Source organism: Bacillus sp. UNCCL81 (genome assembly GCF_900112535.1).
Lineage (GTDB): Bacteria > Bacillota > Bacilli > Bacillales > Bacillaceae_G > Gottfriedia > Gottfriedia luciferensis_B.
In genome coordinates this window covers 1-24,653 of the sequence record NZ_FOMF01000007.1, presented here as the reverse complement: position 1 = coordinate 24,653, position 24,653 = coordinate 1, and the positions used below count along the sequence as shown (strand labels likewise).

23 protein-coding genes and 2 other annotated features are annotated in these 24,653 nt (G+C 35.0%); of the genes, 20 read left to right on the top strand and 3 right to left on the bottom strand.

All coding sequences use genetic code 11. From position 1 onward, the window contains the following. Positions 1-9 precede the first annotated feature (9 nt). The 12 genes from mutM to rplT all read left to right on the top strand — a co-directional run bounded on the left by mutM (position 10) and on the right by rplT (position 10,333). Positions 10-843 carry a DNA-formamidopyrimidine glycosylase gene (gene mutM / locus BM319_RS15790; protein WP_025568420.1) on the top strand — a complete coding sequence of 278 codons (834 nt, stop codon included), beginning with the start codon at positions 10-12 and terminating at the stop codon, positions 841-843. Between the two features lie 19 nt (positions 844-862). Beyond that, positions 863-1,546: a sporulation membrane protein YtaF gene (gene ytaF / locus BM319_RS15785; protein ID WP_286143808.1), complete on the top strand. Its 684-nt coding sequence runs from the start codon at positions 863-865 to the stop codon at positions 1,544-1,546. A 76-nt stretch (positions 1,547-1,622) separates the two neighbouring features. After that, the gene (gene coaE, locus BM319_RS15780) at positions 1,623-2,219 is read left to right on the top strand and encodes a dephospho-CoA kinase (RefSeq protein ID WP_025568422.1); all 597 of its coding nucleotides are present in this window, start codon (positions 1,623-1,625) and stop codon (positions 2,217-2,219) included. A gap of 92 nt (positions 2,220-2,311) precedes the next feature. Beyond that, entirely contained in the window at positions 2,312-3,331 is a 1,020-nt protein-coding gene (locus BM319_RS15775) for a glyceraldehyde-3-phosphate dehydrogenase (RefSeq protein WP_029715263.1), read from the top strand. Positions 3,332-3,819: 488 nt separating this feature from the next. Continuing rightward, the gene (speD, locus tag BM319_RS15770; RefSeq protein WP_025568423.1) at positions 3,820-4,206 is read left to right on the top strand and encodes an adenosylmethionine decarboxylase; all 387 of its coding nucleotides are present in this window, start codon (positions 3,820-3,822) and stop codon (positions 4,204-4,206) included. A gap of 834 nt (positions 4,207-5,040) precedes the next feature. Then, a complete protein-coding gene (gene nrdR / locus BM319_RS15765) occupies positions 5,041-5,511 on the top strand; it encodes a transcriptional regulator NrdR (RefSeq protein ID WP_025568424.1) in 471 nt (156 codons plus the stop codon). Between the two features lie 36 nt (positions 5,512-5,547). Next, positions 5,548-6,978 (top strand): replication initiation and membrane attachment family protein, encoded by a 1,431-nt coding sequence (locus tag BM319_RS15760; RefSeq protein ID WP_049813521.1) that lies wholly within the window; start codon positions 5,548-5,550, stop codon positions 6,976-6,978. A 14-nt stretch (positions 6,979-6,992) separates the two neighbouring features. Further along, complete coding sequence (gene dnaI, locus BM319_RS15755) at positions 6,993-7,928, top strand: primosomal protein DnaI (RefSeq protein WP_025568426.1); 936 nt, start codon at positions 6,993-6,995, stop codon at positions 7,926-7,928. Between the two features lie 111 nt (positions 7,929-8,039). Beyond that, positions 8,040-8,873, top strand: coding sequence for a sporulation protein YtxC (gene ytxC, locus BM319_RS15750; RefSeq protein WP_025568427.1), 834 nt, complete (start codon positions 8,040-8,042; stop codon positions 8,871-8,873). A gap of 132 nt (positions 8,874-9,005) precedes the next feature. After that, positions 9,006-9,132 (top strand) — a sequence feature (ribosomal protein L20 leader region). A 74-nt stretch (positions 9,133-9,206) separates the two neighbouring features. After that, positions 9,207-9,710 (top strand): translation initiation factor IF-3, encoded by a 504-nt coding sequence (gene infC / locus BM319_RS15745; RefSeq protein WP_069034593.1) that lies wholly within the window; start codon positions 9,207-9,209, stop codon positions 9,708-9,710. A gap of 23 nt (positions 9,711-9,733) precedes the next feature. Then, complete coding sequence (gene rpmI / locus BM319_RS15740) at positions 9,734-9,934, top strand: 50S ribosomal protein L35 (RefSeq protein WP_025568429.1); 201 nt, start codon at positions 9,734-9,736, stop codon at positions 9,932-9,934. 42 nt (positions 9,935-9,976) lie between these two features. Next, entirely contained in the window at positions 9,977-10,333 is a 357-nt protein-coding gene (gene rplT, locus BM319_RS15735; protein ID WP_025568430.1) for a 50S ribosomal protein L20, read from the top strand. 180 nt (positions 10,334-10,513) lie between these two features. On the opposite strand, the gene BM319_RS15730 is transcribed toward rplT, so the two are convergent. Together BM319_RS15730 and BM319_RS15725 are read right to left on the bottom strand one after the other, a co-directional pair. Beyond that, positions 10,514-11,335, bottom strand: a complete 822-nt coding sequence (locus BM319_RS15730; protein WP_025568431.1) for an MBL fold metallo-hydrolase — start codon at positions 11,333-11,335, stop codon at positions 10,514-10,516. Between the two features lie 122 nt (positions 11,336-11,457). Then, the gene (locus BM319_RS15725) at positions 11,458-12,528 is read right to left on the bottom strand and encodes a nitric oxide synthase oxygenase (RefSeq protein ID WP_025568432.1); all 1,071 of its coding nucleotides are present in this window, start codon (positions 12,526-12,528) and stop codon (positions 11,458-11,460) included. 204 nt (positions 12,529-12,732) lie between these two features. On the opposite strand from BM319_RS15725, the gene BM319_RS15720 reads away from it, so the two are divergent. The 3 genes from BM319_RS15720 to BM319_RS15710 all read left to right on the top strand — a co-directional run bounded on the left by BM319_RS15720 (position 12,733) and on the right by BM319_RS15710 (position 17,286). After that, positions 12,733-13,824, top strand: coding sequence for a M42 family metallopeptidase (locus BM319_RS15720; RefSeq protein WP_483295443.1), 1,092 nt, complete (start codon positions 12,733-12,735; stop codon positions 13,822-13,824). Positions 13,825-14,339: 515 nt separating this feature from the next. Further along, positions 14,340-15,542 (top strand): quaternary amine ABC transporter ATP-binding protein, encoded by a 1,203-nt coding sequence (locus BM319_RS15715; protein WP_025568434.1) that lies wholly within the window; start codon positions 14,340-14,342, stop codon positions 15,540-15,542. 4 nt (positions 15,543-15,546) lie between these two features. After that, positions 15,547-17,286, top strand: coding sequence for a glycine betaine ABC transporter substrate-binding protein (locus BM319_RS15710; RefSeq protein WP_025568435.1), 1,740 nt, complete (start codon positions 15,547-15,549; stop codon positions 17,284-17,286). A 70-nt stretch (positions 17,287-17,356) separates the two neighbouring features. On the opposite strand, the gene sspI is transcribed toward BM319_RS15710, so the two are convergent. Then, entirely contained in the window at positions 17,357-17,566 is a 210-nt protein-coding gene (sspI, locus tag BM319_RS15705; protein WP_025568436.1) for a small acid-soluble spore protein SspI, read from the bottom strand. A 103-nt stretch (positions 17,567-17,669) separates the two neighbouring features. Here sspI and BM319_RS15700 point away from each other — a divergent pair, with 103 nt between their 5' ends. The 5 genes from BM319_RS15700 to BM319_RS24920 form a co-directional block, all read left to right on the top strand. After that, complete coding sequence (locus BM319_RS15700) at positions 17,670-18,419, top strand: TrmH family RNA methyltransferase (protein WP_029715264.1); 750 nt, start codon at positions 17,670-17,672, stop codon at positions 18,417-18,419. 130 nt (positions 18,420-18,549) lie between these two features. Continuing rightward, positions 18,550-18,795, top strand: a binding site (T-box leader). A 56-nt stretch (positions 18,796-18,851) separates the two neighbouring features. After that, positions 18,852-19,886, top strand: coding sequence for a phenylalanine--tRNA ligase subunit alpha (pheS, locus tag BM319_RS15695; protein ID WP_025568437.1), 1,035 nt, complete (start codon positions 18,852-18,854; stop codon positions 19,884-19,886). A gap of 17 nt (positions 19,887-19,903) precedes the next feature. Beyond that, on the top strand, positions 19,904-22,318 hold the full coding sequence (gene pheT / locus BM319_RS15690) for a phenylalanine--tRNA ligase subunit beta (RefSeq protein ID WP_025568438.1): 2,415 nt from the start codon (positions 19,904-19,906) through the stop codon (positions 22,316-22,318). Positions 22,319-22,573: 255 nt separating this feature from the next. Then, positions 22,574-24,145, top strand: a complete 1,572-nt coding sequence (locus BM319_RS15685; RefSeq protein ID WP_175495627.1) for an exosporium glycoprotein BclB-related protein — start codon at positions 22,574-22,576, stop codon at positions 24,143-24,145. Between the two features lie 200 nt (positions 24,146-24,345). Continuing rightward, positions 24,346-24,653 (top strand): hypothetical protein (locus tag BM319_RS24920; protein ID WP_286143798.1); only part of this gene is annotated, 308 nt, incomplete at its 3' end.

Here is a 24,653-nt window from a genome sequence, read left to right as displayed (position 1 = left end):
TGACTTTTTATGCCTGAATTACCAGAAGTTGAAACGGTTAGACGAACTTTGCTGGATTTAATTGTTGGGAAAAGAATCTCAACAGTAATCGTTTCATGGGGAAAAATAATTAAAAAACCTAATGAAGTAGATGAGTTTCAGATTTTACTAAAAGGTCAAACAGTAGAAAATATAAATCGTCGAGGTAAGTTTCTACTATTTCAATTAAGTGATTTTACACTTGTTTCGCATTTAAGAATGGAAGGGAAATTTCGCGTGTTCCCAGCGGAAGAACCTGTAGCACCTCATACACATGTTCGATTCCTATTTGAAGATGGAACTGAACTTAGATATCAAGATGTTCGTAAATTTGGCACTATGCATTTATTTAATAAAGGTGAGGAGAATGAAGGACCACCACTTGCTAAATTAGGTCCAGAGCCATTTTCCGATGAATTTACTGCTGATTATTTAAGGGAAAAGCTTAAAAATACAAACCGAAAAATTAAAGTCGTTTTATTAGATCAGGAATTAGTAGTCGGTTTAGGCAATATTTATGTTGATGAGGTTTTGTTTAGAGCTAAGATTCATCCGGAAACACCTGCATCATCATTAAAGCCTAAACAAATAAAAATACTTGCCGAATCCATTACAGCAACTTTACAAGAGGCTGTGAATTTAGGCGGAAGCACAATTCGTTCTTATGTAAATTCCCAAGGGCAAATAGGAACTTTTCAAGATATCATTAAAGTATATGGCAGAAAGGGTTTAGAGTGTCAAAATTGCGGCCAACCAATAGAAAAAATAAAAGTTGGTGGCAGAGGTACTTCTTTTTGCCCGGTATGTCAGCCTAAAAAAAATTAACATAAGGTTCCTTTCTTTCATACTATATCAAGAGTACGAAAGAGAGGAGCCTATTTTTATGGTAAATATGCTATCATTAATACTACTAGCATGCGCACTAAGCTTAGATAGTTGCAGTGTTGGATTTACTTATGGACTTCGAAAAGTAAAAATTCCTTTAAAATCAATCATTACAATTGCATCTTGTTCAGGAATCATATTAATGACATCCATGGGGATTGGGCATGCAATTACAGACTTTTTTTCACCAATAATAGCAAAAAGAATCGGAGGATTTGTACTTGTATGTATAGGATTATGGGTACTGTTTCAATTTTACCGATCAAATAAAGGATCAAATATAGAAGAAAAGAATGAGTTAGAAGATAAAGGGATTGACTGGGAATTTGAAATTTTAGGTGTAGTCGTAAAAATTTTAAAGAAGCCTACAACTGCAGACATAGATCGTTCAGGTAGTATTAATGGATTGGAAGCGATGTTACTTGGGTTTGCACTTTCACTTGATGCCTTTGGGGCTGGTATAGGTGCATCATTACTTGGATTTTCTCCACTATTGACGGCAATTGTAACATCTACTGCAAGTGCTTTATTCTTATTATTTGGTATGAAATTAGGAAATGTGTTATCGAAAACATTGTGGCTTCAAAAGTTAACCTTCTTACCAGGTGTTTTCTTAATATTAATTGGATTAATGAAGATGTAATAAAAATAATGAAAGAGTGTATCCGAATGGATTTATTCCATTTGGTCCTCTTTATCTAGTGTAAGGAGAATAAAAGATGGGTAAAATTTTTGGACTAACTGGTAGTATTGCAAGTGGAAAAAGTACAGTCTCCAATTACTTAAAGGAATTAAATGTTCCAATTGTTGATGCAGACGTAATTGCAAAAGAAGTGGTTGAAATTGGACAACCTGCATTTAAAAAAATCGTTGAAGCTTTCGGAAGTGAGATTCTTTTAGAGTCTGGTGAAATTAATCGACCATTTCTCGGAAGTATTATTTTTAATAATAAAGAAAAGCGCTTACAACTTAATGAAATAGTACATCCGGAAGTCAGACGTGAAATGAAAGAACAAGCTGATCGATACATAAAACAAGGTGAACCACTTGTTATTTTAGATATTCCTCTTTTATATGAGGGTAACTCAATTGAATTGGTTGAAAAAGTAATCGTAGTGACAGTGTCGGAAGAAAATCAATTAAAGCGTTTGATGAATCGTAATGGTTTATCGAAAGAGGATGCACTTTTACGTATTGCATCTCAAATACCAGTTAAAGAAAAAGCAGCACGTGCTGACTACGTAATAAATAACAATGGTGACTTTGAGGATACAAAAATACAAGTTAAAGACCTATTAAATAAAATTATTTCATAAAATAATGTAAATAGTTTAACCAAAATCCAAGTTATGTGTTATACTAATTGCAGGGAGATAATAAACAGTATAACTTAATTGGGGGTTTACTTATGGTAAATGTAGCAATAAATGGATTTGGTCGAATTGGACGCATGGTTTTCCGTCAAGCAATTAAAAATGGAGATTATAATATCGTTGCAATTAATGCAAGTTATCCTTCTGAAACTTTAGCGCACTTAATTAAATATGATACAGTTCATGGCAAGTTTGATGGTGAAGTAATTGCAAATGCAGATCATTTAATCGTTGATGGTAAGCGTGTGGAATTAATTAGTGAAAGAAATCCTGAGTTACTTCCATGGAACGAGCTTAATGTTGATATAGTAATTGAAGCAACAGGAAAATTTAATGATGCTGAAAAAGCAAAAATGCACATCACTGCTGGAGCTCAAAAAGTAATTTTAACAGCACCTGGTAAAAATGAAGATATCACAGTAGTAATTGGTGTAAATGATGATAAATTAGACCTAGAAAATCATCATATTATTTCAAACGCATCTTGTACAACAAACTGTTTAGCGCCAGTTGTAAAAGTATTAGATGAGCAATTTGGTATTGTTAATGGATTAATGACAACTGTTCATTCATTTACAAATGATCAAAAAAATATTGATAATCCACATAAAGATTTACGTCGTGCACGTGCTTGCAGTCAATCAATTATTCCAACAACTACAGGTGCAGCAAAAGCATTATCTAAAGTACTTCCACATTTAAATGGCAAGTTACATGGTATGGCTTTACGTGTTCCTACTCCAAACGTATCACTTGTTGACTTAGTTGTTGACTTAAAGAGAGAAGTAACTGTTGAAGAAATTAATGAAGTATTTGAAACTGCTTCTAAAGGATCAATGCACGGAATTATCGAATATTGTAACGAACCATTAGTATCAATTGATTTTAATACTAATACACACTCTGCAATTATCGATTCTCTTTCAACAATGGTAATTGATGGTACAAAAGTTAAAGTATTAGCTTGGTATGATAATGAGTGGGGCTACTCAAGACGTGTAGTTGACTTAGTGTCAATCGTTGCTTCTAAAATAAAAAAGCTTGAAACTGTTTAATCATTAAAATCTTGTACTTATAAAAAATTGTAAACGAATACAAAAGGCTAACTAGTTTATCTGGTTAGTCTTTTTGAAGTTATATAACATATTAAGAAGAAATGTGAATTTATGACTAAATAAAAGAGGGATCTATGACTTAATATCTATTACATGAGGAACGTTGATTTTCACCTAAGAAGTCTTGATTTACAATACCAAATAACGATCGATCCCCTAAAAAGCATGTACCCTTCGTTTCCCTGCTATACATGCATTTATCGCACTTTTAGACTTATTTTCTTCACAATTAATTCAGTAAATAACAAAAAAATAAAATTTATCTTGCAATTCAAATTTAAAAAAAGTATACTAACTTTCGTGAACTTCTAAAAGTATAACTAATTACTTAAAGGGTTAGGACCTCTTTGGACTAACTTTCCCCCGTGGTAGTTGATCATACTTTCGCAATAGAAGTCATGACAAATTATTTTAAGGGGGAAATGAATATGGATACTATGGGTCGTCACGTCATTTCAGAATTATGGGGTTGTAATACAGAAAAATTAAATGATATGAAATTTATTGAGGAAACTTTTGTTGATGCTGCGTTACGCTCTGGTGCAGAAGTTCGTGAAGTTGCTTTTCACAAGTTCGCTCCTCATGGCGTTAGTGGTGTCGTAATCATTTCAGAATCACACTTAACTATTCACAGTTTTCCTGAGCATGGTTATGCAAGTATTGATGTTTACACTTGCGGTGATAGAATTGATCCGAATGTAGCTGCAAACTTTATCGCTGAAGCTTTAGAAGCTGATACTCGCGAAAACGTTGAGTTACCAAGAGGAATGGGTCCCATTCAAGTTGATAATGTAAAAATTGTAAATGGTAACTAAAAAGAATTGAGAGAGGTGATTTTTCATCTCTCTTTTTTGTTTTGTTAAATTGATTTAAAGAGTTTGGTATAATGCTGCATTTAGGCTAAATTTTGGAGCTAAAATCAGATTATCTAAACAAACTTGTTTTCAATAATCTTTACATAGTAAAAAAATATTTTCATTAAATTAAAATAAAGAAGTTTTGAACGGCTTATTATTAAAATTGTTTAACATCAACATAATATTAATTTTTTATTGATAATTTCCAACTCGTTGAAAAAACTTTAATTTATCAAGAGTGTTGAAATATATTAGAGTCAATATGAAAAGTATGAACATTAAGTTTAAGTTTTTACAAGAGGCTCTGAAACTCGTTGATTAAAAAATGTTTTTTATGTTTTTAATTGACTTAATAATGATTTCGCTAAGAAAAAATTATTTCAGCTAAAGAGCAATGTCATAAAGGGGTTTACCATATTTTATAAATTTGTATAAGTAGAATTTGAATTTTGGGTACATTTTTTAGTCAATAAAAGACAATTATTTAAAATGATCATTATTCTAATGATCTAAAGATTAATTTTTATATTTGAAGAGTTGATTGGAACGAAGGGATGTTCGACTCCTATGGGAGATGCAGGAAGGGTGAGACCCCGCAGGAACGAGGAGGCTCAGCTCATGCCCCATGGAAAGCGAGCATCTCGTAGTGAAAATCAACAAGGCATTCTTATTTAATTGACAACTTCTTTTTTCGACAGCATGAAATAAACTTTAGTTTATTTTGAATTTGTTATAGTATAGAGTTATAATAATACGTTTAAACAATTAAGTGTTTGGAGTTGAACTATAACGATGAGATGTCCAACGTGTAACTTTAATGGGACAAGAGTACTTGATAGTAGACCAGTAGATGAAGGTCGTTCAATTAGAAGAAGACGTGAATGTGAAGAATGTCAGCATCGTTTTACAACTTTCGAGCGAGTTGAAGATAATCCTATTTTAGTTGTAAAAAAAGAGGGAGCTCGTGAAGAATTTAGTAAAGATAAGATGTTAAGGGGTCTGATCAAAGCGTGTGAAAAACGCCCTGTCTCTTTATCTCAGCTAGAAGATATTATTCATAGCATTGAAAAAGAACTGAAAAATAGTGGCACATCAGAAGTTCCGAGTGAAGTTCTAGGTGAAATGGTCATGGAGCATTTATCTAAAGTAGATGAAGTTGCATACGTACGATTTGCATCAGTTTATCGTCAATTTAAAGATATTAATGTATTCATTGATGAATTAAAAGATTTAATTAACAAAGAGCGAGGTAAAGACGAATAATACTTCGCTCTTTTGATACAAGAAAGGAATGTTTGAATGTCTATTGATAAGCAACACTGGATGGATGTTCTACCTGCGGATCCTTATACTGTAATGGCAGCTGGGTATTTACATAATTTTCATAGGCAAGTATTGACGATGTTGTATCAACCAATAATTGGTAGTCAAGCTTTAAGTTTATATATGACGCTTTGGAGTGAATGTGAACAAACGGACCTTAATCCTAATACTTTAACACATCATTCTTTAATGCTTGGAATGAAAAGTAATTTAAAATCAATTTATGAACAAAGATTAATCCTTGAAGGAATCGGCTTACTTAAAGTTTATGAAGGATTTGAAAATAGTACAAAAAAGCTTCTGTATGAGCTTCAATCTCCGCTAGATCCTCATTCTTTTTTCGAAGACCCTATCCTAAATATTTTTCTGTTTAAAACAATTGGAAAAACACAATATCAACGAACCAAAACCTTTTTTAGTAGACAGGCATTTTCGAAAGAAGGGTTTCGTGAGATTTCACGTTCATTTGATTCGGTATTCCAGGCAATTACAGTTGAGCAATTAAATGAAATTCAGCAAAGTAACGATCTTTCTACGGCAAATGATCGTAGAATTTTACAAGACAATCAGCCAATTAAAATATCTGTCAAAATGGAAGAGTTTGACTATGCTCTATTTTTAGATGGACTTTCAGATTCATTTGTTCCAAAAAGAGCATTTACTACAGAAGTAAAAGAAACAATTTTAAAACTTGCATTTTTATATGGAATAAATCCAATTCAAATGAAAACGATTGTTATGCGCTCATTAAATGAAGATAATAAAATCAATATTGAGACGCTTCGACTTGAAGCAAGAGACTGGTATCAATTCCAACATCATGAAGCGCTGCCTACTATTGTGGAAAAGGTTCAACCGATTCAGCATAGACAAATGATCAATGAGCAGCCATCAACTCAAGAAGAAAAATTAATTCATTGTTTCGAAACAATTTCTCCTCGCCAGTACCTTAAGGAGATATCGGGTGGAGCTGAACCAAGTGAAGCTGATTTGAAAATTATCGAAGAGATTATGATCGATCAAAAGCTTCTACCTGGGGTCGCAAATGTGTTAATTGACTATGTAATGATCCGTTTAGATAAAAAACTTTCTAGAAATTACGTAATTAAGATAGCAAGTCATTGGGCGAGAAAAGGTGTAACAACAGTTAAACAAGCTATGGATCTTGCCCGTAAAGAGTTTGAAGAAACTAAACAAAGTGCAACTGCTGCAAAAACTCGCTCAAGTAATAGACGAAATAAAACAATTCGAACTGAGATTGTACCTGACTGGCTTCAATCGAGTGAGTCGAATGAATCACAGACTGCACCGGCAACAATCAATAACCAAAACGATTCTTCGATAGATGAAGAACGAAAACGATTAGAAAAAGAACTAGAAATGTTTAAAAATAAAAAGAAACGTTAAATGGGAGGACGCTAATGGAACCTATTCAAAACGCATTTAGTGCATTAATGAAAAATAAACAATTCCAGGACACATTTCAAAAAATGCGACAAGAAGTCCGTAGTCACCCAAAAATCATTTCATTTTTAGCTGAGCATAAAAATGAAATTACGGATCAAATGATTGATAGTAGCTTAGTTAAGCTATATGAGTATATTGGACAAAGTGTAAATTGTGAAGATTGCCCATCTTTTAATGAGTGTAAAAATATGGTGCATGGTTATCATCCTCATTTGATTATTCAAGGAAAACGTATTGATGTTCAATATGATCGTTGTCCAAATGGTGTCAAACATGATAAACGCAAAAAACATGAGTCATTGATAAAATGCATGTACTTACCAAAGGATGTTCTTCAAGCATCTATGTCAAACTTGTCTTTAGAAGACCCTGGCCGTTTTGAAGCAATTTCTGCTGCTAGACAGTTTATTATGAACTATGAAAAAGGAAAAATGGCTCAAGGTTTATATTTACATGGTCCATTTGGGGTTGGAAAAACGTATATTCTTGGGGCTATAGCAAATGAACTAGCAGAGGAAGAAATAACTTCAATGCTCGTTTATTTACCAGAATTTTTACGCGAACTAAAAAGCTCTATTAGTGATGGCACATTAGAGGAGAAAATTGAAGCTGTAAAAAAAGTGGAAGTTCTTATGTTAGATGATATTGGTGCAGAGCAAATGTCTAGTTGGGCAAGAGATGAAATATTAGGCACAATACTTCAATACCGCATGCTAGAAAAATTGCCTACCTTCTTTACATCGAATGCTGATTTAAATCAATTAGAGCATCACTTAACATATTCTCAACGTGGAGAAGAAGAAAGGGTTAAAGCAGCACGTATTGTAGATCGTGTTAAGTTTTTAGCCAAACCAGTTAAAATTTCTGGTTCAAATTTAAGACATTCATAAAAAAATCAAAAAATGGCGTAAAATCACAAATTACTAAGTGATTTTGCGTCATTTTTTAATTATTTCTTTAATATATATAGGACTAGGTGGTGCTAGAAAGGGGGGAACAGGGTGATTGAAATTTTTTTCAATGAACCCATTGACGCAGCTTATGTCTACGAACGATTACAAAAACGTTTAAAAAAGCAATCGAGACCATACATTTTACGAAGACACAAAATCAATACAATTTTAATCACATTTCCTCAAAACACTGAAGATTTAATAAAAAGTATTTTAGTTCCGACACTAGTACAATTTATTTTACTTCAAAAAGAAGATAAGTGGATTCAATCCATTTTACATACATCTTTTTTCTATGAGGAAGACGAGCAAAATCAAATCATACCTATTGCACAATCATTATTAAGAGGAACTAGAAGAAGCATACCAAACCAGAAAAAAATTCGTAGAAGTAAGAATCTAGTTTCTTATGCACTTTCTGAGTATTTAAAAGATGGAGTAAATTTTAGCTTCGATTCATTTATTACTTTTCGTTTGAAGGAATATTACAAGCAGTTAGCTTATGTTTGTGAAATTGCAATAGATGAGTACAAATTAGAAAACGAATACCAGAATCTTATTGAGAGTTTAAGACAGCAGGTACTTAAAACGGATGCGCTTATTCCACATGTGCATATAGTTTTTGACGGGAAATTTAGCGTATATGATCATCTATTTTTACCACTTACTAAAGATGTATTAAAAGAATATGGCAAACAAGTGGAAAATAGAGAGTATATTGATAACGAATTAATTTTGCCCTTAACAGCAATTGCACCTAAAAGAATTCATTTATACACTTCATCAGTCGATATTTCATTAATCATTACACTCCAAAATATCTTTCAAGAAAGAGTCCTAATACATACATTACAAGAGTTTTCACAGGAAAAATTGAAATGAAAATTTATAATTTAAAAAAGCATTGTCATAAATAAGTTTCTTTGATATAATAAATTTCGTTGCGAACAAAGCATACGAATATTGACAACATCATGTCGCTATGTTATAGTAACGAAAGAAAAGAATACTTATTTGTTGAAGAAGAAGCACCCGCTTCTCACCTGGATGACGCTACAAGCTGTTATCAGGTAACAGAATCATTAATTACTTTGATACTGTCAGTGTGGGTGTATTTATATACCCACACTTTTTTGTTGGGTTATGATTGCTTCAACGAAACAAATTAAGATCATTCTTACAATACCTTGGAGGTGTTTTACTATTAGCAAAGACATGATGGTAAACGATGGAATTCGTGCTCGTGAAGTTCGATTAATTGGTCCTAACGGAGATCAACTTGGAATCAAGACAAAACAAGAGGCTCTTGAGTTAGCTTCGAATGTTAATCTTGATCTAGTGATGGTAGCACCAACGGCAAAACCACCTGTATGTCGTATTATGGACTACGGAAAATTCCGATTCGAGCAACAAAAGAAAGACAAAGAGAGCCGTAAAAACCAAAAAATTATTAGCATGAAAGAAGTTCGTTTAAGTCCTACAATTGATGAACATGACTTTAACACAAAACTTCGTAATGCAATTAAGTTCTTAGAAAAAGGCGATAAAGTTAAAGCGTCTATTCGCTTCAAAGGACGCGCTATTACGCATAAGGAAATTGGACAACGAGTACTTGATCGTTTCTCAACTGCTTGTGCAGAAGTTGCAACTGTTGAGTCACATCCAAAAATGGACGGTCGTAGTATGTTCTTAGTCTTAGCACCTAAAAACGAAAAGTAATTTATTTGAGGAGGAAACACGATATGCCTAAAATGAAAACTCACCGTGGTTCAGCAAAACGTTTTAAAAAGACTGGATCAGGTAAATTAAAACGTGGTCGTGCTTACACAAGCCACTTATTCGCTAACAAATCTACAAAAGCAAAACGTAAATTACGTAAAGCTTCATTAGTAAGCAAAGGCGATTTCAAACGTATCCGCTTTATGCTTACAAACATGAAATAAGAACGATAAACGTATTAGATAGATATCTAGGAGGGAAACAATATGCCAAGAGTTAAAGGCGGTACAGTTACACGCGCTCGTCGTAAAAAGGTTATTAAATTAGCAAAAGGTTATTACGGTTCTAAACATACATTATTCAAAGTTGCAAACCAACAAGTTATGAAATCATTAATGTATGCTTACCGTGACCGTCGTCAAAAGAAACGTGATTTCCGTAAATTATGGATCACTCGTATCAACGCGGCTGCTCGTATGAACGGACTTTCTTACAGCCGTTTAATGCACGGATTAAAATTAGCAGGTATCGAAGTTAACCGTAAAATGTTAGCTGACCTAGCTGTTGCTGACGAAAAAGCATTTGCTGAATTAGCAAACGCTGCAAAAGCTAACTTAAAATAATTCGTTTAAAAAATCCTTAACATTTGTTAAGGATTTTTTTCACTTTAAAGGATAAATTGGCAACGAGGAAGTTAATTCGACGTGGTATCCAATTTTAGGAATAAAGTATAAGTGCAACTAAACCTCTGTCTTCGCCTTTAGGCTTGCCAATAGGCAAGTTTTCTTTATTTTAATAATTTTTTAAACGAAACTAAATTCTTTTTTCATGTTAGTAACGTTTGATTCATGACAATATTTTGTGAAACCAGATGGAAATGAAAACTCTTTTTCTAACGAATTTATTTCTGTCTCATTATTATTCTGTACAGCTTTTTGAAGTCTTTTTAAGTAACTTCTACCTAGCTCAATTCGAGTAGCAATCTCTTCTATATTTGATGAAACTTGACCGTGGCCTGGAACTAACAATGAGAATTCAAACTTACTAATTAGTTCTTCTGCCTTATCTAATGTATTGTAGTAACTTTTTACACTATCAAATACAATCGGAAGTTCAAAATCAGATAAATAATCCCCTGTAACCCATATACCTAAATTTTCAATATAAAGGAATAAACCATCTTTAGTATGTCCAGGAGAATGATAAAATCTTAATGTTGTTTGTCCGATTTTAATTTCCTGGCCATCTTCACTAATAATTAAATCAATTTTTGGAAATTGTATTGGCTGAGCATAATTAATATAATTATCATTGTAAAATTGACGGATTTTTGATAGTTTAATCTCTTTTTCAGGATGGTTATGTAAATTTTCACTACCAATCGTTTTAGCGTTAGGAAATGCATAATAACCTATAATGTGATCAAAATCTCCATGTGTAAAGTATAAATAAATTGGTCGTTCATTTTTAATTGATTCAACAAATTCCTTTATTTCATTGATTTCATGCGGTAACCAAGTTGGATCAACAATAATGATACAATCGTCGGTTGCTACAACGGTTGAATTTGTTTGAAATAATGCACTTTGAAATACAGTAATATTGTCATTTTGATATAAAATCATTTTGAATTACTCCTTTAATTTTTAGAAAATTATGTTGATACTTAATATTGTATCAAATAATAGAAAAAACCTTAATGAATTAACTACAAATGTGTAGTTCATTAAGGTTATAACTATAATGATTATCTTGGAAAGAAATTTGGCTTAACAATTGTATCATCGTATCGTTTATGAAAAACATGGGTTGAAGCAGGCGACATAGGCGGAATTAACCACTTCCAATTACCCGTTAATTCACGGCCACATGATTCTTCTTGTTTTTCAAATTGGAGAAATTGCTGTGCGGCAGAATGATGATCAACAATACTAACACCATTTTTTTTATATGAATATAAAACGGCAATATTTAATTCAACTAATGCACGATCTTTCCAAAGTGTACTGTTTCTATTTGTATCTTGGCCGATAATTTTTGCTACTTTCGGCAATAGATTGAAACGAAATTCATCAGCAAGATTTCGAGCACCGATTTCCGTTCCCATATACCATCCATTAAATGGGGCAGCACTATAAGATATACCACCAATCTCTAAAATCATATCTGATATCATCGGAACAGCATACCATTTAGTATTTAGAGGGGAAAAATCATATTCAGGATGTTCGATAGGTACTTCGAGTACAAATTCATTTGGGATCGTAAAATAGTTTGGTTCATGATTGTCTAAGGAATAAACAATGGGCAAAATATCGAAGTTAGTACCATTTCCTTTCCAACCAAGACTCTCACATGCCTCTGTAAATTCAATCGATTTTGGGTCTCCAATTATTCCATTTTCTGTTTCGTAGCCAGCATAGCGTATCAGCTGGTGATTATGGATTTTAAGAGTGTTATTTGTTCCTAGATTTGGTTTGAAAATTGTAATTGTAGGTAGAATCTTACCTGAATTTGTTGCATAGCTTATATGATGTAATATTTCGTGCTCTATACTTTTATCATCGTTAATATGGCGAGCATCTAAAACATGAAGCTTATCCCAAAATAGTCTACCGATACAGCGGTTGCTATTGCGCCACGCCATTTTCGCGCCGTGCTCTAATTCCTCATAAGTATGAGTGTAAAAACCAGTATCTCGAATTTCAGCTTCGATACTTTTTAATCGTTTTTCTATTTGATCGGATTTATCGAGTTCCTTATAGCATTGTGATATAAAGGAAAATGCTTCTTTATATAAAGCGGAAGTTGTTATCATATTAATCTCCAGATGGTTAATTTTAAAAAAACTAGTAATTATTTATAAGCTTCATTATTATACCCCACAAACAATTAGGAGAAAATTAATATAAAATTTATATGTTTTAATACGAGGGCTGAAGAACTATCTAAAAATTTTGTCAAAAGGAATCCCAAATTGTATAATGTTATATGTACATAATCTTATTTAAAAAAAGGATGGATGAGTTTGTCTACTTTAGATGCAAAGTTACAAATGTTAAAAGAACTAACAGATGCAAACGGCGTAGCTGGATTTGAACATGAACCACGTGAAGTAATGAGAAAATATATTACACCACTTGCTGATGAGGTTGTAACTGATAATTTAGGAAGCTTAATAGCAGTTAAAACCGGAGACCCAAATGGTCCAAGAATTAAAGTTGCTGGACATCTTGATGAAGTGGGATTTATGGTTACACAAATTGATGACAAAGGATTTTTACGTTTTCAAACAATTGGTGGCTGGTGGGCACAAGTAATGCTTGCTCAGCGTGTTACCATTTCAACAAAAGAAGGTAATATTACAGGTATTATTGGTTCAAAACCGCCTCATATTATGAGTGCAGAAGCAAGAAGAAAAGTAGTAGACATTAAGGATATGTTTATTGATATCGGTGCTTCAAGTAAAGAAGAGGCATTAGAATTTGGCGTTCGTCCTGGAGACCAAGTTGTTCCATATTTTGAATTCCAAACGATGAAAAATGAAAAATTATTATTAGCAAAAGCATGGGATAACCGTATCGGTTGTGCTATTGCAATTGACGTTTTAGAACAATTACAAGGCCAAGCACATCCAAATATTGTATTTGGAGTTGGAACAGTACAAGAAGAAGTAGGACTTCGTGGTGCAAAAACATCTACATATAAAGTTGAACCAGATATAGGTTTTGCATTAGATGTCGGTGTTGCAGGTGACATGCCAGGTGTATCTGAAAGAGAAGCACAAGGTAAATTAGGCAAAGGCCCACAAATCGTTCTATATGATGCATCAATGGTGTCTCATAAAGATTTACGTGAATTTGTAGTAAATGTAGCAGATGAAATTGGAATTCCATATCAATACGAATCGATGCCTGGCGGAGGAACTGACGCTGGTTCAATGCATATTACTATGAAAGGTGTTCCAGCATTAGCAATCACAATTCCAACGAGATATATTCATTCTCATTCTGGTATCCTTCATCGTGATGACTATGAAAATACAGTTAAATTAATCGTAGAAGTAATCAAACGATTAGATCGCGAAACAGTGGAGCGTTTAACATATAACTAAGAAAATCAATCCCTCATTTATTGAGGGATTTTTTTTTATAGTACCTTATGAAGCTCTTATGAGAAACTAAATTACACCATCTGCCTTTTTTACATCCTCATGAATCTTACTTGATAAAGTTAATTTTCATATCTCCGAAAAAACCTTATTTATAAAGGGTTTTTTTGCTTCTTCTACTTACCTAACCAACCTGATATTCCCACTTTTTCCTTCTTTAACGTTATCGAACTGAAACAAATTGTATTATTCCTATAACTTGTTTGAAATAGTTTTGTCATATCTTATTGTTATCATGAATGCACGCTTTTCAAATAAGGATACTCGGAAATATAGTTTGAAAAATGGTTTCTTACGGAATTTTTTAAAGCTAATAAATAAAATTTAGACTCCAATTTTGTAGATGGAGTTTTTAAGGAGCCAAGACTTAAATAGTACTTGGCTGATTTTTTTTATAGGGAGAATCCTTATTTCATAGATAGAGAAGCAAAATAAATAAAAAGTTTTGAGGTGAGTTAATGAAAGCGAAAGTTAAAGTGAAAAACGTAACAAAGGTTTTCGGTAAGTCTCCTAAGAACGCCATAAAGTTACTAGAAAAGGGTTATTCAAAAAAGCAAATATTAGAGCAGACAAACTCAACAATCGGGGTAAATAATGCAAGCTTTGAAATATTCCCGGGTGAAATTTTTGTTGTAATGGGACTGTCAGGTAGTGGTAAATCGACTTTGATTCGAATGCTCAATCGATTAATTGAACCAACTACTGGACAAATCTTAATCGATGATGAGGATATTGTAAAAATGAATCCTCAGCAGTTAAGAGATGTTCGTCGTAAAAAAATTAGTATGGTTTTTCAAAATTTTGCTCTGTTCCCACACAAGACAATTCTTGAAAATACAGAATATGGTTTAGAAATACAAAATATTTCACAGGAAGAAAGAACAGAAAAAGCTCTGAAGTCATTAGAAATTGTAGGCTTAAAAGGATATGAGCATCAGTTCCCATCACAATTAAGTGGTGGTATGCAACAACGTGTTGGCCTTGCAAGGGCACTAACAAGTGACACGGATATTTTATTAATGGATGAAGCATTTAGCGCGCTCGATCCATTAATTCGTAAAGATATGCAGGACGAATTATTAGAACTGCAAGAGACGATGAAAAAAACGATTATATTTATAACACATGACCTTGATGAGGCCCTTCGAATTGGAGATAGAATTGCTCTAATGAAAGATGGTAACATCATGCAAATTGGTTCTCCTGAGGAGATCATGGTAAATCCAGCCAATGAATATGTTGAACGATTTGTAGAAGATGTAGACCTATCAAAAGTTTTAACGGCGGCTCATGTGCAGAAACGTGCTGAAAGAATTACGCCTGACCGTGGACCACGTGTAGCTTTACAAGTAATGCGAGACCAAGGATATTCAAGTATATTTGTTGTTGATCGTAGACAAAAGCTGCTTGGAGCCATTACTGCTGATGATGCTTCAAATGCGCTTATTAAAAATAAATCGGTAGAGGAAGCTATGCAGAAGGAAATTGTGTCTGTTTATGAAGATACTTTATTAACGGATGTAATTGGAGCACTTGCAACATCTGTACTACCATTAGCAGTTATAGATAAAAATGATCGATTAAAAGGTGTCATTATCCGTGGAGCAGTAATCGGTGCATTAGCGGGTAAAACAGACGATTTAAATATAAAGGGAGGTTAAATATATGGGTATTCCAAAAATTCCGTTAGCAGAATGGATTGATAAAATTGTCGATCTAATTATTAAAACGTTCCATCCTCTATTTGGCGCAATAACCAACATCACAGAAACCCTTTTAAATAACCTTGTTAAAGTTTTAGGACTTGGCCCATCTATTATTCTAATAATATTAATTTCATTACTTGCTTTTTATACAAGTAGGTGGACAGTTGGTCTGTTTACATTACTTGGCTTGTTATTAATCGATAATCTTGGACTTTGGGATGCTACAGTTGAATCGTTAGCATTGATCTTATCATCAATCGTTATTACGGTTGTAATTGGAATTCCTTTAGGGATTTGGACGTCGCAAAACGATCGAGTAAAACAAGTGATTACACCAATACTAGACTTTATGCAAACAATGCCAGCATTTGTCTATTTAATTCCAGCAATTCTCTTTTTCGGAATTGGTGTAGTTCCTGGTATTTTAGCTTCTGTCATTTTTGCAATTCCACCAACAATTCGATTAACGAATTTAGGTATTCGAGAGGTTCCAAGTGATTTAATAGAGGCATCTAATGCTTTTGGATCAACAACGTGGCAAAGACTCTTTAAAGTACAGCTACCTTTAGCAGCACCTACAATTTTAGCTGGTATAAATCAAAGTATTATGCTTGCATTATCGATGGTAGTTATTTCATCACTAGTAGGAGCTCCAGGATTAGGGGCAGAGGTTTACCGTGCTGTAACTCAGATTAAAGTAGGTGAGGGCTTTGAGGCAGGTATATCAATTGTTATCGTGGCAATTATTCTTGATCGAATTTCACAAAACCTTCGTCAACCTGCTTATGGGAAAAAATTTGCTAAAAAATATGTTTATGGATTTACTTTATTAATCTTTTGTATTTCGGCCATTTCAGTTGCCTTTGCAGGTGGCAAGGATCAAAAAACAGCTTCAAATAAAATAGGTTCTCAGGTTAATTTTGAGATTACCGGAATTGATCCAGGAGCTGGGTTAATGAAAGCAACTGAAAAAGCGATGAAGGATTATGATTTAAAGGATTGGACTCTAAAAGAAGGATCTTCTGCAGCAATGACTGCTGAATTGAAAAAAGCGTATGAAAATAAGGAACCTATAATCGTTACAGGATGGACACCACACTGGATGTTTTCAAAATATAAATTAAAGTATTTAGAAGATCCAAAAGGGTCATTTGGTAAGGATGAAGAAATTCATACAGTGGTTAGAAAAGGATTAAAAGAAGATGCTCCTGGTGCGTACAAGATTTTAGATAACTTTTCATGGAAACCATCTGATATGGAAGAAGTGATGAGTAATATTCAAGACGGTGCAAAACCTGAAAATGCAGCGGCGAAATGGATTAAAAAGCATCAAGATCAAGTAAATAATTGGACGAAAGATGCTTCAAAAGGAAATGGCGAAAAAATTAGTCTCGTTTATGTTTCATGGGAATCTGAAGTTGCCAGTACAAATGTGATTGGAAAAGTACTTGAGAATCAAGGATATGACGTTACATTAAAACAAGTCGAGGCAGGACCGATGTTTGCTGGTATCTCAGATGGAAGTGCTGATGCAATGGTCGCAGCTTGGCTTCCGACAACTCATCAAGATTACATGAATGAGTACAAAAAACAATTGGTTGATCTTGGGCCGAATTTAAAAGGGACAAAATTAGGCTTAGTCGTCCCAAAATATATGAAGATCAATTCAATCGATGATTTAAAAGGTAAAACAAAATAGCCAAAATAAAAGGACTAACGAAAAGTTAAAAACTTTCGTTAGTCCTTTTCTATGTTTATAACAGATTAGATTACTGACTTACTCCATTTTCTAAAACTGTAAGTAGTTCATGCTTTTGATTTTCTGACGCGTGATTCCAAAAAACTTCGAGAAGTACACCTAAACCTGGTAATACTTTTTCCTCGCCACTTTGAATAGCATCTACAATTGTTGCTTCTAATTGATCACTTTTATTACCTGAAATATTGTGAAGAACTGCTCCGCGAATATTAAAATTCATTTGGATTCTCCTTTCATATTAAGCTTTATGTAGTATTTGTAAACGGAAACGATTTTATGTATGATAAACTCATATGAGATACGATGAAAGGTAAAGGAAACTTATGAAACAAATTGATTCCATACAAAATAATTCTGTTAAGGCTTGGAAAAAGCTACATACAAAAAAAGGAAGAGATAAAGCTAAACAATATATCGTAGAAGGTTTTCATTTAGTCGAGGAGGCAATTAAGCATGATGCACCGATTCTTCATTTATTAATTAGTGAAGAGATTGACTTACCTTCTAATTTTTCAACAGGGTCATTTGACATTACGTATATATCAAAAGAGGTTAGTAAAGAATTAAGCGAAACAGAAACATCTCAAGGTATTTATGCAATTCTTGAATTTTCTTTTGTAAGAATTGATTTTGAGAAAGTGTCAAAGTTATTATTAATTGATGAGGTTCAAGATCCAGGGAATGTTGGAACAATGATTCGAACAGCGGATGCTGCTGGTTTTGATGGGGTTATTTTAGGTTCAGGTACAAGTGACCTATATAATGCTAAAACAATTCGATCCACCCAAGGATCATTATTCCATTTACCAATATTACGTGGGGATTTAGTTGAAGCAGTTTCTAATTTGAAAGATAAAGGAATAACTGTTTACGGAACATCTCTTCAAAATGCAAAACCATTTAATGAAGTAAATGTTACAAATCGTTTTGCCATTATTGTAGGAAATGAAGGAAAAGGTGTGAATTCAACATTACTTTCATTAACTGATGAAAATCTATATATACCGATTTATGGTAAAGCGGAATCATTAAACGTTGGTATTGCAGCAGGGATTCTAATGTATAGCCTGTGAAAAAATATAGAAGGCTCATTCGAGCTTTCTTGGTCAGTAAAAATGATTCAAATCATTTAGTAAATAATTTTGTTGAGCAGTTGCATTAATTGCAAAAAATCAATATAATTAATTAAGAAAATTTAATACATAAAAAGCTTTGACAGAGAATAGTAAATTTGAATCTCTATTTAGGGAAAAGGTGCCGTAGACTGTAAGCACTTTTATAGTAGACCAAATTGAATTCACCTCTTGAGCTAGCGCCGGGACCATTTTTGAATGTAAAGGCGACTCGGTCTATCTAAGTAGACCGTTATATGAATGAAGTGAGCAGTTAGTTTCTGTAACATAATAACTGTTAATTAGGGTGGTACCGCGATCAATCCTCGTCCCTTTTTTGGGAGCGAGGTTTTTTTATGTTTAAATTTATGAATTTGAATAGGAGGATTATTCATGCAAGAGCGTTTAGTTTCTTTACAATCAGAAGCGATTAAGCAAATAGAAGAAGCAACAGATTTAAAAGCATTAAATGAAATAAGAATTGCCTATCTAGGAAAAAAAGGTCCGATTACTGAGGCAATGAAAGCAATGAAGGATTTATCTCCTGAAGAGCGCCCAAAAATGGGGGCTGTTGCAAATGAAGTACGTGCGGCAATCCAAGAAAAACTTGAAGCAAAGCAAGTTGTATTAGAACAAAATGCAATTAATGAAAAATTAGAAAGCGAATCAATTGACGTAACACTTCCAGGAAGACCAGTTCATGCAGGTGGAGCTCATCCATTAAGAGCGGTTATTCAAGAAATTGAAGATTTATTTATTGGAATGGGATATGAGATTGCAGAAGGTCCAGAAGTAGAAAAGGACTATTATAATTTCGAAGCATTAAATTTACCAAAAGGTCATCCAGCTCGTGATATGCAGGATTCATTCTATATTTCTGAAGAAACATTAATGAGAACGCATACTTCACCTGTTCAAGCTAGAACAATGGAAGCGAATGTGGAAAAAGGACCAATTAAAATAATTTGTCCTGGTAAAGTTTATCGCCGTGATGACGATGATGCTACGCATTCTCACCAATTTATGCAAATCGAAGGACTTGTAATTGGTGAAAACATTTCAATGAGTGACTTAAAAGGTACTTTACAGCTTTTTGCGAAAAAAATGTTTGGTGAAGATCGTGAAATTCGCTTACGCCCAAGCTTCTTCCCATTCACTGAGCCTTCAGTAGAAATGGATATTTCTTGTATGAAATGTGGAGGCAAAGGCTGTAACATGTGTAAGCACACTGGATGGATTGAAATTTTAGGTGCGGGAATGGTACATCCGAACGTACTTGAGATGGCCGGTTATAATCCAAAAGAAGTTCAAGGATTTGCTTTCGGTATGGGTCCAGAACGTATTGCATTATTAAAATATGGTATTGATGATATTCGTCATTTCTATACGAACGATATAAGATTCTTAAAACAATTCCAACAAATGTAAGGTAGGAGGGACAAAACATGTTTGTATCAACAAAATGGTTACAAGAATACGTTGATTTAAGTGGTGTAACACCAGACGAGCTTGCAAAATTAATAACAAAAGCAGGAATTGAAGTTGAAGGTGTTAATCATCTTTCAGAGGGAATTAAAAATGTTGTTGTTGGTTATGTAATGGAACGTGAACAACATCCAGAGGCAGATAAATTATCAAAATGTACTGTTGATGTTGGAGAAGAACAACCAGTACAAATTATTTGTGGCGCACCAAATGTTGCTAAAGGTCAAAAAGTAATCGTAGCAAAAGTAGGCGCTGTTTTACCGGGGAATTTCAAAATTAAAAAAGCAAAATTACGTGGAGAAGTTTCTGAAGGAATGATTTGCTCTCTTCAAGAATTAGGAATTGAAGGCAAAGTAGTGGCAAAAGAATTCTCAAATGGCATTTTTGTTTTACCAAGTGATGCAGAAGTAGGAGCAGACGCATTAGACGTATTATATCGTGATGATGCAGTATTAGAACTTGGTTTAACACCAAACCGTGCTGATTGCTTAAATATGATTGGTGTTGCCTATGAGGTAGCTGCAATTTTAGATCGTGATGTGAAACTTCCAGCGATTAGCGCACAATCAGCATCAACTGCTGAATATGTTTCAGTTTCAATTGAATCAAAAGAAGATGCACCATATTATAGTGCTAAATTAGTTAAAGGTGTAAAAATTGGTCCTTCTCCATTATGGATGCAAGCTCGTTTAATGAGTGCTGGTATTCGTCCGATTAATAATGTGGTTGATATTACGAACTATATTTTAATTGAATATGGTCAACCTTTACACGCGTTTGATTTTAATAAATTAAATAGTAATCAAATTATCGTTCGTCATGCGAAAGAAAACGAAAAGATCGTTACACTTGATGGTGAAGAGCGTACATTACAGCCACATAATTTAGTAATCGCAACTGAGAAAGAAGCTGTAGCAGTTGCAGGTGTAATGGGTGGTCAAAGTACTGAAGTTGATGTGGATACTGTAGACGTTTTAATTGAATCAGCTGTTTTCAGAGGTCAAAGTGTTCGCCAAACTTCAAAAGACCTAGGCTTACGTAGTGATTCAAGTGCTCGTTTTGAAAAAGGTATTGATGCTTCTCGTACATTGCCTGCTTCTGAACGTGCTGCTCAGTTAATGGCTGAACTAGCTGGTGGAACTATTGAAGAAGGTACTGTAATTGCCGACAATTTAGTTGAAGCTGCTAAAAAAGTATCAGTTTCTGTAAGTAAGATTAATGGTGTACTTGGTACATCAATTGATGCTGAGACAGTAAAAGATATTTTCCGTCGCTTAAGATTAGATGCTACTGGGAATGGTGAAGTATTTACAGTTACTGTACCAAGTCGTCGTGGAGATATTTCAATAGAAGAAGATTTAGTTGAAGAAGTAGGAAGACTATATGGCTATGATCATATTCCTGCTACTTTACCAACAGGTGTTGCTAGTCGTGGACAATTAACACTTTATCAAGCAAAACGTAGAAAAATTCGTCAGTATTTACAGCATGCAGGTCTTTACGAGGCTGTAACTTACTCTCTAACTAGCAATAATAAAGTAAAACGCTTTGCACTAGAAACAGTAGATGCAGAACCTGTACGTTTAGCATTACCTATGAGTGAAGAACGCAGTGAGCTACGTTTCAGTTTAGTACCACATTTATTAGATGCTATTTCCTATAATGTTGCACGTAAAGAAGAAAATGTTCAACTATTCGAAACAGGCTCTGTATTCTTAACAAAGGAAAAGAACGATCTTCCTCATGAAGAAGAATATTTAGCAGGAGCATTAACTGGTTTATGGTTGCAACATGCTTGGCAAGGCGAGAAAAAAGCTGTGGATTTCTATGTTGTAAAAGGTATTTTAGACGGTTTATTTAATGAATTAGGTTTATCAAATAAAATAACTTATCTTGCTTCTAAAAAAGAAGAATTACATCCAGGACGTACAGCAAGTATCTTATTAAACGGAGAAGAAATTGGTTTTATCGGTCAAGTTCATCCTGTTACTCAAAAAGAGTGGGATCTTAAAGAAACATATGTATTCCAATTATCTCTTGAAAAACTATTAAATACTGAATTTGATGATATTTTATATAATGCAATTCCTCGTTTCCCATCAATGAACCGAGATATGGCATTAGTAGTTGAATCAAAAGTATTTGCTGGTGATATTTTATCTACAATTCGTTCAACTGGTGGAAGACTTCTAAAGGATGCTACAATCTTTGATTTATACGAAGGTGATAAGATGGAAGCTGGTAAAAAATCAGTTGCCTTCTCATTAACATATTTCGATCCAGAACGCACTTTAACGGATGAAGAAGTAACTAAAGCTCATTCAAAAGTTTTAAAAGCTGTAGAAGAAACACATAATGCTCAATTACGTGGGTAAATAATTAATATAATTAATGTAAAAAAAACCAAATTCTTTTTTTAGAATTTGGTTTTTTTGTGCTGTAGGTATACCTGGATTTCCTATTTTTAACCAATATGAATAAAAAAGTATTTAAGGTTAGAATTATTATATTAAAATAATAATGAATTTGTACATGTTTTTTGACTCATTTTTTTGATAATAATGAACCAATTTGTCCTTTTTTTATACTATAAATTGTACAATTAAAATTTTTTTGAGAGGTGTATTTTTTTGCCACTACCACCAATTCCACCACTACCACAACAACCATCAGAAGAACCAAATCAATCAGATACTACACAAAGCACAGAACAATCAGAGTTATTACAACAAATTTCTTCATTCCTTCCAAGACCAGTAATGGGTCCAACAGGTCCAACAGGAGCTACAGGTCCACGCGGTCCTGAAGGTCAACAAGGTCCTCGTGGAGAAAGAGGTAAACGAGGAAAAGAAGGGGAAGATGGAGACAGAGGTCCAAGAGGTCCAATGGGTCCAATGGGTCCAATGGGGCCAATGGGACCAGCAGGAACTCCGGGTACTGCAGGAGCAACAGGAGCAACAGGTCCAGCGGGAGTTACAGGTCCTTCAGGAGGCCCAGCAGGCCCAGCAGGAGCAACAGGCCCAGCAGGAGCAACAGGTCCAGCAGGAGCAACAGGCCCAGCAGGAACACCAGGAGCAGCGGGAGCAACAGGTCCACAAGGAATCCCAGGTCCAGCAGGAGCAACAGGCTCAGCAGGTCCAGCTGGAGTTCCAGGAGCAACAGGTCCAGCAGGTCCACAAGGGTCACCAGGTCCACAAGGAGCAACAGGCCCTGCGGGAACACCAGGAACACCAGGAACACCAGGAGCACCAGGAGCACCAGGAGCGACAGGCCCAGCAGGAGCAACAGGCCCAGCAGGAGCAACAGGTCCAGCAGGAACACCGGGCGCAGCAGGAGCAACAGGCCCAGCAGGAGCAACAGGTCCAGCAGGAACACCGGGCGCAGCAGGAGCAACAGGTCCAGCAGGAACACCAGGAGCACCAGGAGCGACAGGCCCAGCAGGAGCAACAGGCCCAGCAGGAACACCAGGAGCACCAGGAGCGACAGGCCCAGCAGGAGCAACAGGTCCAGCAGGAACACCGGGCGCAGCAGGAGCAACAGGTCCAGCGGGAGCAACAGGTCCAGCAGGTCCAGCAGGAACACCAGGAGCAGCAGGAGCAACAGGTCCAGCAGGTCCAGCAGGAACACCAGGAGCAGCAGGAGCAACAGGCCCAGCAGGGGCAACTGGAATAGCAGGTACAGGTGCAATCATTCCGTTTGCATCAGGTGCACCAGTAGTAATGTCAACAGTTTTAGGCGGATTAGCAGGAACAGCAGGTCTTGTAGGATTTGGAAGTTCAATTCCGAATGTTGCATTACTTCCTGGACCAGCGATTGATTTAACTGGAACTGGTTTACCAACTGAAATTCTTGATTTTGCATTCTCAATGCCTAGAGCTGGTACAATTACGGCTATTTCCGCATCTTATAGTAATGTAGTAGCTTTAAATATTTTAGGAACAAGTATTACTGTCACTGCACAATTATATAGTGCACCAGTAAATAGTAATAACTTTACTCCAGTTGCAGGTGCAAGTGTCACTTTACCGGCTCTAGCAGGTCCGCTTACAATAGGCCAAATCACTAGCGGTATTTCTACACCTTTAGCAGTACCAATTGCAGCACAAACTCGTTTAATGATGGTATTTACTGCAACTGCAAACGGTGCTAGCCTTATCAATACTGTTACTGGATATGCTAGCGCAGGAGTAGCTATAAACTAATTAATAAATAGAAGTAAGAAAAATATTTTAACAATGACTCTACTAAACTAGATCACATTTGGCTATCAATGATAGTTTTGAATCTAGTAAGTAGAGTTTTTTTGCGGATTTTTAATAGAAATAGTATTAAAATCCAAACAAACTTGTCCAACAAAAATAAGATAAAGTGTACGTCAAAATATTTTTGGAGGTGTATCTATTTGCCAATACCACCAGGCCCACCAGGCCCACAATTACCACCAGTCTTACCACTACCACCAGCTCCAACAGGTCCTACGGGAGCACCATTGCCACCAGGTGTTCCAGGTCCAACAGGAATTACAGGTCCAACAGGAGCAACAGGAGCAACAGGTCCACAAGGTCCACAAGGTCCACAAGGTCCAATAGGTCCAACAGGAGCAACAGGCCCAGCGGGAGCAACAGGTCCAGCGGGAGCAACAGGAGCAGACGGAGCGACAGGCCCAGCAGGAGCAACAGGTCCAGCAGGAGCAACAGGAGCAGACGGAGC